This window comes from Komagataeibacter europaeus LMG 18890 (assembly GCF_000285295.1).
Taxonomy (GTDB): domain Bacteria; phylum Pseudomonadota; class Alphaproteobacteria; order Acetobacterales; family Acetobacteraceae; genus Komagataeibacter; species Komagataeibacter europaeus.
Genome location: NZ_CADP01000005.1, coordinates 67,342 through 80,860, shown reverse-complemented (window position 1 = coordinate 80,860; position 13,519 = coordinate 67,342). Strand labels below are relative to the sequence as shown.

The window sequence follows — 13,519 nt, the reverse complement described above, 5'->3', positions numbered from 1 at the left end:
AACCGATAAGGGCAGTCATGAATGGGCGGGCTGTGTGTCAGGCAGCGGGGCGGCCTGCTGCGTGGTGGGGGCCGTGCCGCCGTGTTCCGTCATGAAATGGCGGATGGAGCGGCAGGCCTGACGCAGGCGCTGGGTGTTTTCCACCAGTCCGATGCGTACGAAACCCTCGCCATGTTCCCCGAAGCCAAGGCCGGGGGCCACCGCAACACCTGCTTCCTTCAGCAGCAGCTTGGAAAAGCCCACGCTGCCCAGTTCACGGAAGCGTCCGGGGATTGGCGCCCATGCGAACATCGACCCTTCGGGGGAAGGGACGTCCCATCCCGCCGTCTGCAGTCCCTGGATCAGCACGTCGCGGCGCTTGCGGTAGATGTCGCGGATTTCGGCCACGCAGTCCTGCGGACCGCTGAGTGCCGCGACCGCCGCGACCTGAATGGGGGTGAACGCGCCATAATCCAGATAGGACTTGATGCGGGTCAGGGCCGCGATCAGCTTCGGGTTGCCCGCGGCGAAGCCCATGCGCCAGCCCGCCATGGAATAGGTCTTGGACAGGGACGTGAACTCGACGGCGATGTCCTTCGCCCCCGGCACCTCGAGGATGGAAGGGGGAACCTTGTCGCCAAAATAGATTTCCGCATACGCCAGGTCCGACAGGATCCAGATTTCGTGCTTGCGCGCGAACGCCACCAGCTTGCGGTAGAAATCGAGGTCAGCGAGATATGCGGTGGGATTTGACGGAAAATTGACAATCAGCGCCGTGGGCTTCGGCACGGAATGGCGCACCGCGCGGTCCAGCGCCTCCAGCATTTCATCATCCGGCGTCGCGGGAATGGAGCGCACGGACGCGCCGGCGATGATGAAGCCGAACTGATGGATGGGATAGGACGGGTTGGGCACCAGGATCGTATCGCCCGGGCTGGTGATGGCGGAGGCAAGGTTGGCCAGCCCTTCCTTGGACCCGAGGGTCGCGATCACTTCCGTCTCGGGGTCCAGCTTTACGTTGAAGCGGCGTTCATAATATCCCGCCAGCGCCCGGCGCAGGCCCGGAATGCCGCGACTGACCGAATAACGGTGCGCGCGCGGGTCGGCCACCGTTTCCACCAGCTTCTGCACGATATGGGGCGGGGTGGGGGTGTCGGGATTGCCCATGCCCAGATCAATAATGTCCTCCCCCCGCGCTCGGGCCTGGGCCTTGGCCTTGTTGACTTCAGCGAAGACATAGGGCGGCAGACGGCGGATACGGTGGAATTCTTCGGTCATGGGACGCTCTGTTACGGGCGCGCGGCAATCCGTGCGCCGGGTTGGGGAAATGGCAGGTCACCCGTCGGGGGTGTGCGCCACACTCTAGCGCACGATGGCAATTCTTGCACCATTGCCAAAGGCATGGGCGTGTACCACGATGCGGTTGGCTGGCACGCCACGGGCGCGCAGCATGTTGGTCAGGGTGCGGGTGCGTAGCAGGGCAAGGTTGAGGGCCGCGGTCTGCCCTTCCGACGTGGCGGTGGCAGCATTGCCATAGCCATTCACGATCACAAAGCGGTTGCCACGCTGTTTTACCACGTTGCCGACCACGTCTTCCTCGCCATCCTCGATCTGGTCCGATCCGGGCAGGAAGCGCACCTGATCCCCGTCATCCGGTGTCGCGAGGTGATAGGTCGGCAGGTCCATGCCGTCACGCGCGGCATTGTCAGGCAGGCTGATCCCCCCCACCGAGGGCAGTTCCGGCGGCCCATCGGCAATGGCGGGCAGGTTGGCGGGGATCGCCTCGGGGGTGTCGGGTACCGCTTCCGTTACCTCCGGCATGACCAGTTGCCCCTGCGCATCCCGCACGGGCTCGGCCTGGTGGGACATGCCGCGTTCGGATTTCGCCCTGACGCCGCCAGTCGCCTGCCGTCCCGCCTGCGCGCCGTCATCCGCCGCCGCGAGGGAGGCGGACTGTCCCCCGCCACTGTCCGACGGATGCGACGGAATGGGGGGAATGTCGGCGGCCGTGGGCATAGTGCCCATGATCGCGTCCTGGCGCTGGTTGAGTTCGCGCTGCGCCTCGAGGTCCGCGGTGATGTCTTCGCGCAGTTCAGGCGAGGGGAGTTCGGGCGTCCTGTCCGGTCCCAGCCCGACCTTGGGATAGGGCTGGTGGGTGCCGGGCGGCGGGGGACGCTGCTGGCCGATCACGCCGCCCTGGTAGTTATGGTACCAGTCCGACACGGAATCGACCGTGTCCTGATGGTGCGCGCAGCCCGCCACGCCCGTGGCAAACAGCGCCAGCAGGGCAGCCCGCGCGGCGGCGGTGCGTCTGGATGGCGGAAAAAAAAATCTTCCGGGACTTGGCGATGGTGCCAGCTTTCCCAATCTTAGCTCCCATGGCCTTTTTCGGCCTGCACACGACATGACCGGGGCAAACTAGCCTGCAATGCCGATCTTAGCGAGGGGGATCGCGCACCCGGTCCGTAACCGGCCGGGTCATTGTGCCCGATTGTCAGGTCGGGACTTGGCACCGGACGCAAGGCGGCGCAGGATAAGGGCATGACCAGGACAGTCCCGGAGAATAGGGAGAACCCGATGAACGGCATGCAGCCGAAACACCGCATCCGCATGGATGAAGAAGATCCCAGGGATCCCGATATCCCCGAGCCCCAGGGCCCGGAAACCGAGGAACCCGACAAGAACCGCACCCTGTCCTCCCCCATCGGGGAACTGGAAAGCCGCCTGTTCGACCAGCGCAAGGTGCTGGTGTTCGGTCCGATCAATGACAAGATCGCCCGTGACGTGACCGGCCGCCTGCTGGCGCTGGCCGGTGCGTCGGACAAGCCGATTGATGTTTACGTCAACTCCCCCGGTGGTCATGTGGAAAGTGGCGACACCATCCATGACATGATCCGCTTTGTCGATTCGGTGGCGCCCATCAACATGATCGGCACCGGCTGGGTCGCGTCCGCCGGCGCGCTGATCTTTGCCGCGGGGAACAGGGAACGGCGCTACTGCCTGCCCAACACGCGTTTCCTGCTGCACCAGCCCATGGGCGGCGTGCGTGGTCCCGCGACCGATATCGATATCGAGGCGCGTGAGATCATCAAGATGCGTGAACGCCTGAACCGCCTGTTCGCGCGCGAAACCGGGCAGCCTTATGAAAAGGTGTGCAAGGACACGGACCGCAATTACTGGATGTCCGCCTCCGAAGCGATCGATTACGGGCTGGTGACGCGCGTGATCGACAAAATCTCTGACCTGCATTGATTTAAGGCAAGGCGGACCGCTTGGCGGGTCCATAATGCTGTTGTCGCGTTGTGCGGTGGGTGCTTCGGCATTCCCCGCAAATTCCAGATAACAGTTCTGCACTTACTGGTTGGTGTGATATGGACCGCAGCCACCAGGGTGTCAGCTGTTGGGATGAATGCCACATCGGCCGGCGTATCCACGCGACACCGTTCCGAGCAGCGAGCCGACATGACGAAATCACTTTCCGACATCTACACCACTCTGCCCGAAGCCCGTGACCCGGGGGCCGCGACCCCTGATGCCGTGGCGAAGGCTGATTTCAATGCCCGCCACTGGTCCAGCCCGGTGCCGGGACCGCTCACGCCCGGATCGGCGGAGCACAAGCAGGCCGTGGCGGAGATGTTCCGCGATACCTTCAATCCCTACAAGCCGTCGGTCATCGAATGGCCAAAGCTGGACCGGGAAACGCTGGAACGCGTGACCTCCCTGCCGATCTGGGACATCGCCGTCCAGACCGAAGGCAAGGCCCGCCTGCGCATGGCAGCCTATGCCCGCCTGATTGACGACCCGGACATGAAGGACGCCCTGTCACGCAACGCGTGGGAGGAAAACCGCCACAAGGAAGTCCTGTCCAAGATGGTGGAAGCCTACGGCATTCCGCTGGCGTCCGAGCCCCCCTACATTGAACCGCGTGACGTGGAATGGGCCTATCTGGTCACGGGTTTTTCGGAATGCGTAGACAGCTTCTTCGCATTTGGCCTGTTTGCCATTGCACAGAAATCCGCCTTCTTCCCGCCTGCGCTGATCGACACGTTCGAACCCGTGATGCAGGAAGAATGCCGCCATATCCTGCTGTTCGCCAACTGGCTGGCGTGGCACCGCGCCACCATGCCGCTGTGGAAGCGCCCGTGGTTCGAGATGCGCGTGATCGGGGTCTGGCTGTTCCTGCTGTATGAACGGCTGGGCATGGTCACGACGTTTGACGCCGAAGGCAACAGGCACGAGCAGGACAACAACTTCACCGTGAATGGCACGAAGGATGTCGCCAATGTCGATGTGCCGCTGCGCGACATGATTGACATCTGCCTGATCGAGAACGAACGCCGCTTCTCCGGCTATGACCCGCGTCTGCTGCGGCCGAAGCTTGCGCCCAACCTTGCGCGTTTCATCCGCTTCTTTCTGCCCCGCACGCCCAATTCCGCCAGTCTGGAAAGCCAGCCCGGCGCGGCGTAACCGACCGGTCCCCACCCGCCCGCAAACCGGGCGGGTGGGGACATATCGTCAGCCCAGGGTGGGGACGACATTCCCCGCGCCGAAATCAAGCTGGCCCAGATAGGCCACGCGGGTTGCGGTGACGATGTCGCCAATCCGGCCACCCTCGATCCGGGCATAGGCGTAGACCTTGCTTTCCTCCTCATCGGAGGAACCGATTGCAAGGCCCGCGAACTGCGCGCCGGCCTCATCCCTGAGCTGCCACACGTCACCCCGCACGACCGCGTCGTATTTGTAGCGGAAGCCGGGGACGATCTTTGTCAGCAGCAGTGGCATGACTTCCGTGACATCCAGCGCCGTGCGCACGAAGGCGGTGCAGGCTTCGTCCGGCACGAAATAGCCCTTGGCCGCCGCCGTCATCATGATCAGGCCGGACGTTGTCCCGCCCTTCGCGACAACGCGGCTGCGAATGACGATCTTCTGGTCATCGCGTGAGACTTCGGATGCAAGCATCACGGTGCCCACCGGCGCCGCCAGCAGGTCGGGCACGACGGTCATCTGGGTCAGGGGAAGGGTGGCGAGCGTGGTCATCTCTCATTCTCCAGCAGGCAATGTGTCGGTAACGCCATGGGCGGGTCGTGTATGGCGTTACGTTTCATGACAACCATACGCCCGTTCACGTGTTTTAGGATGCATGGCACACGCGCGTCATATGCGTGGCAGAAATGTCCCGATCAGGCCGTATGCGCAATACTATTGGCGCGGCGGGGCATATGCCCCATCTAAACAGCTTGAACGCCATGCAGACCGATTGCGTGACGCATAACAGGAGGAAAAGCCGGATGTCGGGTTACATAAGGAAGGGTCTGGCGGCCCTGACGGTGGGGGTGATGGTGGCGGCCGGTCATGGCGGTGTCGCGCACGCGCGCAGCCATTCCGGCGGCAACAGCGCTGGCAGCTATACACCCGGTGAATCGGAAGCGAATGATGCATCGGCCGGGATAACGGGCGACTACAGCGCGCCGGAAACCGGTTCGGGCGGTGGCGTGCCGCAGTTCCACAATGATGGCGCGGAATCCGACCAGATGACAGGTTCCATGATGATGCCCGGCACAGCATCAAGCAGCGAAGCCCCCGGCATGACCGATGGCAGCTATTCCAACATGCATATCGGCGGGGAAGACAGTTCGATGCTTCCCGGCGTTGACTGATACGCCCGTCATGGCTCCTGACGTCTTTTCTGTGGCTACCAGGCCAGGTTAGGTGATCGGTATGGCAGCATATTCATCCGTCACGTCACATATGCCCCGGCGGTATAGCTGGGAAACCCGCTGGCTGCACTGGATTACCGCCGTACTGGTGGTGGAGCAGTTCGTGGTGGGACAGGTGGCCTGGCACCTGATGGACCGCACCGCCCCCATGCGGGCGTTTCTGGCGGTGACCCATACGTCACTGGGCGTGCTGCTGGCGGCTGTGTTCATCACCCGCATGGCATGGGCGTTTACAGGGGGGCGGGCAATCCGTTTCCCTGTTGTAACATTTCAGGACCGTGTCGCGCGCAGCATACACCGCCTGCTTTATCTGCTGCTGGGCGGGGAAATCGTGTTCGGTTACATGGCGCGCTGGACAACGGGGCGGCCCGTGATCGCATTTGGTGTTCCGATCAATTCGCCCTTTCCGGCATTGATGGGCGGAACACATTCGTTTTTTTCATCATTACATCATTGGAATGCATGGTTACTGTTCTGCCTGGCGTGCTTTCATGCCGGTGCGGGCTTTTATCATCTGCTGGGTATCCGGGATCAGGTTTTTCAACGCATGCTGCCCTGATGGTGGCATGCGGGATCTGACGGGGTGCTGTCGTTGGCAGTTATGGCAGTAACAAACTGAAACAGCGTTCAGGATAGGTATAATTTAGGAATTTAAACCTATTATCGTATGTTTATCTGCTGTTTGTCTGCTATTTCCTCATGAATATTGGTGTAGTGTTCTATCGCGCATGGTGTAGAACCCCACACGGACGGATACAGGATTTCCGCAGGATATTTGTTGTTGCATTTTCTGTGGATCTTTACTAACATCCGGTTAATCATAATAAATACATAAAATAAATATCTCATACTTTGTTAAATGCCCCTGTTGTAGGCGTTTGATACTGCCTGGTTTTTCGTATTACCCAATGTGGTGACGGATTTTACCCGAAATCTGATGATGGCTGGATGGTATTGATCGTTCAAAAATGGAATCAATGAACAACCATGTCTATGAACTTAGGGTTTATAATCCCTTTCTGCTATCTGGTGCATTGATCGTTTGTGTACTGGGTGCGTGGATTACCATGCGGCTGGTCGCCCGTGTGTCCGAAACGCGTGGCAGGCAGCGTGTTGGCTGGTGTTTCCTGACCGCCATGGCGGGCGCCAGTTTTGTCTGGTGCACGCATTTCGCGGCCATGCTGGCCTATCATGCCGGTGCCGACGTGCATCTCGACCCTCTGCTCACCTTCCTGTCCCTGCTGGCCATGTTCGTGGCCATGCCCTTTGCGGTCATGGCGGCGGTCAGGCTGTACGGACGCGGTGGTTGCATGCTGGGGGGGATCATACTCGGTCTTGGTATCGCCAGCATGCATTACATCGGCATGGCGGCGTACCAGATTGATGCGCCCGTGGCCTGGAACATGCCGCTGGCGATCGTATCCGTCCTGATCGGTATCAGCCTGTCCGCCGCGGCCCTGTGCCTGGCGTTGCGCCCGGCCAGCCTGCGGCATGAGATCGAAATGACGCTGGCCATGGTGGGTGCGGTGGCCGGGCTGCATTTTACCGGCATGGCGGCCATGCATATCAACATGCACCCGCATATGCAGGCGCTGCATGACAGTGAACAGTTCCAGGCCATCGGCTTTGCGGTCATTGCCGGTTCGATGCTGACGATCGTCGCCGGTATCGCCTGTTTTGTCATTGATGGCAGCGTGCGGCAGGAATCGTATGACGAACTGCACCGCATGGCCATGTCCGATGCGTTGACCGGCCTGCCCAACCGCATAAGCTTCAATGAACGCCTGAACCAGGAAGTCGCAATGGCCGACCAGAAGGGCGAACAGTTCGCGGTTATCGGCATCGACCTGAACAAATTCAAGGAAATCAACGATACGCGGGGCCATGCCGCAGGTGATGTCGTGCTGACCACGCTGGCTGAACGTTTTAGCGCGCTGCTGGGACCGGGTGAATTCGTGGCCCGTCTGGGGGGGGACGAATTCATCGCCATCCACCGCACGTCGGATCAGGCGGAACTGCATGATTTCGTAAACCGTATCCAGCAGGCGCTGAACCGGCCCATTCCCATTGATGATTACATGGTCACCAGTGGCGGCAGCATCGGGGTTGCGGTCTATCCCGTTGACGCGACCGACAGTGAAACCCTGATTTCATGCGCCGACCTTGCCATGTATCGCGCCAAGACCGACCTGCAGCATACGATCTGGTATTATGAAAGTTCGCTGGACCAGAACGTGCGCGAACGCCGCGCGATGGGTGATGACCTGCGCGCCGCCATGGCCAGCAACCAGCTTTCGCTGTTTTTCCAGGTGCAGACTGTCGTCGCGACTGGCGCGGTTTCGGGATATGAAGCCCTGCTGCGGTGGGAACATCCGGTGCGTGGCAGCGTGCCCCCCGCGGAAATCCTCGACCTTGCCTATGAAAACGGCCTGATCATCGAACTGGGTGAATGGGTGCTGGACCAGGCATGCCAGGTTGCGGCGGGCTGGGACGGGAATATCCGTGTCGCGGTCAACATGTCCGCGTCGCAGTTCCTGCTGCCGCGCTTTGCCGATACGGTGCAGGCTGCCCTGGCGCGCAGTGGCCTGCCTGCGGACCGCCTTGTCATCGAGATTACCGAGGCCACGATACAGCGTGACCGCCCGCGTGCGCTGGCCATGGCCCGCAAGGTGCATGCGCTTGGGGTCAGGCTTGCGCTGGATGAGTTCGGTGGCCCGAAATCGGTCCTGTCCATGCTGCGCGAATTCCCCTTTGACAAGATCAAGATCGACCGCACCCTCATGCAGCAGGTGGGTACGGATCCGGTCATGACCGAACTGGTTCGCTCCGTCATGATCATGGGCCATGCGCTGCGTGTCTCGGTCCTGGCACAGGGGATCGAGACGCCGGGCCAGCTTGCGCTGCTTTCATCCGAGGGATGTGACGAAGGGCAGGGCTACCTGCTTGGCCGTCCCGCCCATGTCCCCATGGCGGCACACGCCCCGGCGCCCCCACCATGCCACAGACGTTTGCCGTGACGCCCATGCGTGCGGCGTGCGCCCCGTCCTTCAATCCCGCAGCGTGATATCCGCCACAATATCCTCAATGAAACAGTGTGAGAAAGTAATGAACCCCCACGAAGCGCCTGCCATGACCGATGACCACAAGCCTACCACCAAGCTGGACATGACAGCGGATGTCAGTCTCCAGCTACTGGAGCAGGCAACGGACGGCGTCGTGATCATCAATGAGCGTAACGAGGTCGTGTTCTTCAACCCGGCGGCGGAAAAGCTGTGGGGTTTTACCGAGGAAGAAGTGATCGGCCGCAATGTCAGCTGCCTCGTCCCTTCGGTCTATCGCGCCGATCATGACAGCTATATCTACAAGAACCGCAAGACGGGCGTGAACCGCATTGTCGGCACCTCGCGCGAAGTCACGTTCGAGAACAAGGCCGGGGACTACATTTCGGGCGAGATGTCGATCTCGACCGCGCTGCTGGGCCCGGAAAAGAAGCGCTACTACATGGCTTTCATGAAGGGTGTTACGGAGGAAAGTCACCGCCGCAAGCTGCTGGACCTGCAGAATACGGTGTTCCAGGCCATTTCCAACGACATGCAGGTGGAGGACGTGGCCGACCTCGTCTGCCGTGAAGTGGAAAGCTTCGTCCCCAACACGGTGTCCGCCATCATCCTGCTGGATGAAAACAACCGCCTGAGCATCCTGTCCGGTCCCGGCCTGCCGCGTCGTTATGCCGCGGCCCTTGAAAACATGGTCCTGACCGAAGGGGACCTTGCCGCCCTGGGCAACGACCTGTCCGAAGCCAACAGCATCGTATGGGACAGCTATCGCTCGCTGGGGATCTCGCTGGGGCTGCATAACTGCTGGGCTTCGGCCATCAAGTCGCGCAACGGGCGGATTTCGGGTATTTTCGCGCTGTATTCGCGCAACCAGTACAAGCTGAGCGACTGGCCGCAGAAGATCGTCACCGGCTGCGTGCCATTCTGTAGCGTCGTGATCGAGAATTATGAGGCCCAGCAGCATATCTCGCAGCTTGCCAACCATGATTCCCTGACCGGGTTCCTGAACCGGACCGCCATTCACAAGGTCATCAAGTCGATGATCGACCGGCCGGGTGACAACCAGTTCGCGGTCTTCATGATCGACGTGGACCGCTTCCGCGACATCAATGACACCCTTGGCCACCAGAATGGCGATTCCTTCCTCAAGGCGATTGCCGAACGGCTGAAGGGCATGTCACGCAGCAACTACATCCTCAGCCGTTCGGGCGGGGATGAGTTCGTCATCGTCATGCCCGACAGTGACGAGGAAAAGGCATCGGCCTTTGCCGAAGGCCTGATCAAGGCCATGCAGGAACCCATCGAGATCGCGGGCAACCTGCTGGTCGTGTCGCTTGGCATCGGGATCAGTGTCTTTCCTGAAAACGGGCCGGATGGTGAATCCCTGCTGGGTCATGCCGAAATCGCCATGCGCCGGTGCAAGAAGGAAGCGCGCGGCGGCTTCTGCGTTTCCAGCACGGCGGATAACCGCGCGGCACAGGACCGGCTGCTGCTGGGTTCGGCGCTGCGTGAATCGCTGGCCAAGGGCATGCTCAACCTGCATTACCAGCCGCAGGTCGATATCAAGACGGGCAAGCTGTATGGCGTTGAGGCCCTGTCGCGGTGGAAGCATCCGACTCTGGGCAATATCTATCCCTCCCGCTTCATCGCGGTGGCGGAAGATACCGGGCAGATCGAGACGATCGGCACATGGTCGCTGGAAGAGGCGACGCGCCAGATCATCGACTGGGAACGTCAGGGGCTGCATGTCCCCACGGTTTCGGTCAACCTGTCGGCGGCACATTTCCGCAACCGGGGCCTGCCCGCGCTGATCGAGCGTATTCTCAAGGAACGCAAGCTCTCGCCTGAGCGTCTGTGTGTCGAAATCACGGAAAGCGTCATGATGGATGAAAACGAGGACACGATGGAGGGACTGGCCGCCATCCGTAACCTTGGCGTCGGGCTGTCGATGGATGATTTCGGCACGGGCTATTCGTCGCTCTCGAGGCTGACGCGCCTGCCGCTGACGGAAATCAAGATCGACCGCAGCTTCATCATGAACCTTGAACACGATCCCAATGCACAGGCCGTGACCACGGCGGTGATCGGGATCGGCAATCGCCTGAACATGACCGTCGTGACCGAAGGGGTCGAGACGGAAGCGCAGCTCAAGCTGCTGCGGGGGCTGAACTGTGATGTCGTGCAGGGTTACCTGTTCGCCCGTCCCATGGCGCCCGAAGACCTGCTGAAATGGGCGGAAGGGCCCGACATGGCGCGTGTGTCCGGCATGGCGTGTGAAGTCCTGCATGAGGGCGAACAGAAAAAATAGGTCCCGGGCAGTCCATGACCGCCCATCCGTCCTGGTGCCTGCCTGGAAACAGGCATTTATAATTTTGGATTACCATGAAAACCGAGAACCCCAAGCCGTCCCCAGCTGTCGAGACCATTCCGGACATCAGCTTTGAACTGCTGAATCAGGCCCGTGACGGGATGGTCATAATCGATGACCAGAACATGATCCTGTATGCCAACCCGGCGGCGGAGACGCTGTGGGGATATGATCCCGGCACGCTGGTGGGCAGGCCTGTGGGCGAACTTCTGGCCGCATCGGTCGGAAACGACGGCAGCCTGTCGTTCGCCGAGGAGACACCGGCGCTGGAACCGGTCGCGGGCGAGGTCACGTTTGAAAACCGCAGCGGGAATTACATTTCCGCCGAGGTAAGCCGGACGGCGGCACGGCTGGGGAAGGGTGGGCGCACCTATCGCCTGATGATGGTGCATGGCATTACCGGCGCGGGCCATCGCAGCCGGGTGATGGAACTGCAAAACACGGTTTTCCGCTCCCTTTCCAGCGAGATCCAGATCCAGGACGTGGCCGACATGGTCTGCCGCGAGGTGGAGGTGCTGGTTCCCAACACCGTCGCCGTGCTGATCCAGCTTGATGAGCAGAACCGCCTGCGCATCCTGTCCGGTCCCGGCATGCCGCGCCGGCTTGCCGCAGCCCTGGAGGAAATGCGCCTGACGGATGCGGATATCGCAGCCCTGGCCAACGATCTGGGTGAGGCGACCACCATTGTATGGGACAGCTACCGTTCCGTCGGGATTTCGCTTGGGCTGCACCATTGCTGGGCATCGGCCATCCGTACCCGCAACGGGCGGATCATAGGCATTTTCGCGCTGTATTCGCGTTCCGAGCGTAATCGCAGCGAATGGCCATCCCATATCGTCAGCAGTTGCGTGCCGTTCTGTGGTGTGCTGATCGAACAGCATGAGGCGCGCCGGCATATCTCGCAGTTGTCGAACTATGACCCGCTGACCGGTTTCCTGAACCGTACGGCGGTGCATAAGGTGATCCGGTCCATGATTGGCCAGCCGGGTGACAACCACTTCGCATTGTACATGATCGATATCGACCGCTTCCGCGATATCAATGATGCGCTGGGCCATATCAATGGCGATGGGTTCCTGAAGTCCGTTTCCGAACGGCTGAAGGGCATTTCACGCAGCAATTACATTCTCAGCCGTTCCGGTTCGAACGAATTCCTGATCATCGTGCCGAATACGAGCCAGGAAGACGCGCTGAAATTTGCCGACAGGCTGCATGAATGCGTCAAGCAGCCGATCGAGATCGGCGGCAACATGATCGTGCCGACCCTGGGTATCGGTATCAGCCTGTTCCCCGAAAACGGGCCGGATGGGGAATCCCTGCTCAGCTATGCCGAACAGGCGATGCGCCATGCCAAGCGTTCGGGCCTGGGCATGACCCACCTTGCGCGTTCGGAAGACAACAAGGCGGCGCAGGACCGGCTGCTTCTGGGTTCGGCGCTGCGTGAATCACTGGCGCAGGGCCTGCTCAACCTGCATTACCAGCCCCAGATCGATGTACGGAACAACACGCTGTACGGCGTGGAAGCGCTGTCGCGGTGGAACCATCCGACACTGGGCAACATCTACCCCTCGCGCTTCATTGCCGTGGCCGAGGAAACCGGACAGATCGAAGCCATTGGCACATGGTCGCTGGAACGCGCGGTGCAGCAGATCCTGGAATGGGATGCGCACGGCATTTACGTGCCGACGGTGGCGGTCAACCTGTCGGCGGGGCATTTCCGTAACCGCAACCTGCCCGGTTTCATCGCCCGCTTGCTGAGTGACAGCAAGCTGGAGCCGCATCGCCTGACGGTCGAAATTACCGAAAGCGTCATGATGACGGAAAACGAGGATACGAACATGGTCCTGCAGGCCATCCGTAACCTTGGCGTCGCCCTGTCGATGGATGATTTCGGCACGGGGTATTCGTCCCTGTCGCGGCTGACGCGCCTGCCGCTGACGGAAATCAAGATCGACCGCAGTTTCATCATGAATCTGGAACACGATGCCAATGCACAGGCCGTGACCACGGCGGTGATCGGAATTGGCGGACGGCTGGGCATGACGGTGGTGACCGAAGGGGTCGAGACCGTGCGCCAGCTTGACCTGCTGTGCCGGCTTGGCTGTGATGTGGTGCAGGGCTACCTGTTCGCCCGCCCCATGGCACCACAGAAGCTGGAGGAATGGATCAGGGATGGTGGCCTGCAGGCCGTCCTGAAGCAGGCGGAGGAAGAACGCGCCGCCTCTTCCGCCAACTGACGCCCTCCCGTCATATCATCAGTGTGACTGTGACACCCCGGCCTGCAAGGGCCGGGGTGTTTCGTTATGGGGATGGTTTGCATGCTACCGGGCGCGTGCCATACATCGGGTCAGGACGTGGCGGGCACAGGCGTGGCCCGGCGCGTATTTCCCGCCCGCGCT

General features: G+C 61.1%; 10 protein-coding genes. 7 read left to right on the top strand and 3 right to left on the bottom strand.

The features are described from left to right. Positions 1-15: 15 nt before the first annotated feature. Entirely contained in the window at positions 16-1,257 is a 1,242-nt protein-coding gene (locus GEU01_RS03930; RefSeq protein WP_010508099.1) for an LL-diaminopimelate aminotransferase, read from the bottom strand. An 84-nt stretch (positions 1,258-1,341) separates the two neighbouring features. Continuing rightward, positions 1,342-2,346: an OmpA family protein gene (locus GEU01_RS03925; protein WP_019085024.1), complete on the bottom strand. Its 1,005-nt coding sequence runs from the start codon at positions 2,344-2,346 to the stop codon at positions 1,342-1,344. Positions 2,347-2,556: 210 nt separating this feature from the next. On the opposite strand from GEU01_RS03925, the gene GEU01_RS03920 reads away from it, so the two are divergent. Continuing rightward, positions 2,557-3,231: an ATP-dependent Clp protease proteolytic subunit gene (locus GEU01_RS03920; RefSeq protein WP_010508101.1), complete on the top strand. Its 675-nt coding sequence runs from the start codon at positions 2,557-2,559 to the stop codon at positions 3,229-3,231. 210 nt (positions 3,232-3,441) lie between these two features. Further along, positions 3,442-4,446 (top strand): ferritin-like domain-containing protein, encoded by a 1,005-nt coding sequence (locus GEU01_RS03915; protein WP_026018481.1) that lies wholly within the window; start codon positions 3,442-3,444, stop codon positions 4,444-4,446. A 48-nt stretch (positions 4,447-4,494) separates the two neighbouring features. Here GEU01_RS03915 and GEU01_RS03910 read toward each other — a convergent pair whose 3' ends face one another. After that, positions 4,495-5,016, bottom strand: a complete 522-nt coding sequence (locus tag GEU01_RS03910) for a hypothetical protein (protein WP_019085023.1) — start codon at positions 5,014-5,016, stop codon at positions 4,495-4,497. 251 nt (positions 5,017-5,267) lie between these two features. Between GEU01_RS03910 and GEU01_RS03905 the strand changes: the two genes are divergently transcribed. The 5 genes from GEU01_RS03905 (at position 5,268) to GEU01_RS03885 (ending at position 13,357) form a co-directional block, all read left to right on the top strand. After that, positions 5,268-5,636 carry a hypothetical protein gene (locus GEU01_RS03905; protein WP_010508105.1) on the top strand — a complete coding sequence of 123 codons (369 nt, stop codon included), beginning with the start codon at positions 5,268-5,270 and terminating at the stop codon, positions 5,634-5,636. Positions 5,637-5,697: 61 nt separating this feature from the next. After that, positions 5,698-6,255, top strand: coding sequence for a cytochrome b (locus GEU01_RS03900; protein WP_010508106.1), 558 nt, complete (start codon positions 5,698-5,700; stop codon positions 6,253-6,255). Positions 6,256-6,763: 508 nt separating this feature from the next. Next, positions 6,764-8,713, top strand: coding sequence for a putative bifunctional diguanylate cyclase/phosphodiesterase (locus tag GEU01_RS03895; protein WP_019085021.1), 1,950 nt, complete (start codon positions 6,764-6,766; stop codon positions 8,711-8,713). Between the two features lie 88 nt (positions 8,714-8,801). Then, positions 8,802-11,060 carry an EAL domain-containing protein gene (locus GEU01_RS03890; protein ID WP_232272395.1) on the top strand — a complete coding sequence of 753 codons (2,259 nt, stop codon included), beginning with the start codon at positions 8,802-8,804 and terminating at the stop codon, positions 11,058-11,060. A gap of 74 nt (positions 11,061-11,134) precedes the next feature. Then, a complete protein-coding gene (locus GEU01_RS03885; protein WP_019085019.1) occupies positions 11,135-13,357 on the top strand; it encodes a sensor domain-containing protein in 2,223 nt (740 codons plus the stop codon). The last annotated feature ends 162 nt before the right edge of the window (positions 13,358-13,519 follow it).